The organism is Streptomyces sp. S3(2020) (assembly GCF_013044505.1).
Taxonomy (GTDB): Bacteria; Actinomycetota; Actinomycetes; order Streptomycetales; family Streptomycetaceae; genus Streptomyces.
This window is the reverse complement of the sequence record NZ_JABERD010000551.1, coordinates 1-794: the sequence shown is the minus strand read 5'-3', so window position 1 is coordinate 794 and position 794 is coordinate 1. Positions and strand designations below refer to the sequence as shown.

Annotated in this window: 1 protein-coding gene; it reads left to right on the top strand. The window is 72.3% G+C overall.

Translation table 11 applies throughout. The features are described from left to right. Nucleotides 1-750 (top strand): pyridoxal-dependent decarboxylase (locus HLK59_RS50280; RefSeq protein WP_240983119.1); only part of this gene is annotated, 750 nt, incomplete at its 5' end. Nucleotides 751-794: the final 44 nt, after the last annotated feature.

The following is a 794-nucleotide window of genomic DNA, read 5'->3' as shown; positions in this document are numbered from 1 at the left end:
GCCCTGGACGCCGCCCTCACCGACCTCCCCGGCCCCCACCTCGTCGCCGCCACCGCAGGCACCACCGACGCCGGCCTCATCGACCCCCTCCCCGAGATCGCCGCCGTCTGCCGAACCCACGGCGCACGCCTGCACATCGACGCCGCGTACGGCGGGGGACTCCTCTTCAGCGACCGGCACCGGCACAAGCTCACCGGCCTCGGCAGCGCCGCCACCGTCACCCTCGACCTGCACAAACTCGGCTGGCAACCGGTCGCCGCCGGACTCCTCGCCGTAAAGGACCCCCGCGACCTCACCGCACTCGCACAGCGCGCCGACTACCTCAACGCCGACGACGACACCGAAGCCGGCCTCCCCGACCTCCTCGGCCGCTCCCTGCGCACCACCCGCCGCCCCGACGCCCTCAAGATCGCCGTCACCCTGAAAACCCTCGGACGCACCGGACTCGGCCACCTCGTCGACCAAGTCTGCGCACGGGCAGGGGAGTTCGCCGAACTCGTCCAGGACCACCCGGGTTTCGAGCTCCACGACCCGCCCACCATCAGCACGGTCCTGTTCCGGCCGGTCCACGCCACCGACGACGACATCGCCGCCGTACGCCGAAAGCTCCTCACCGACGGCCGCGCCGTCCTCGGCCGGGCCCGCCTCGACGGCCGGCTCTGGCTCAAGGCCACCCTCCTCAACCCCCACACCCGGCCCGACGACCTGGCCGCACTCCTGAAAGCCGTGGAAGGAACCACCCCCAGATGACCTCCACCCCCCCCTGCCCCTTATACACATCCGACCCCCCCCAA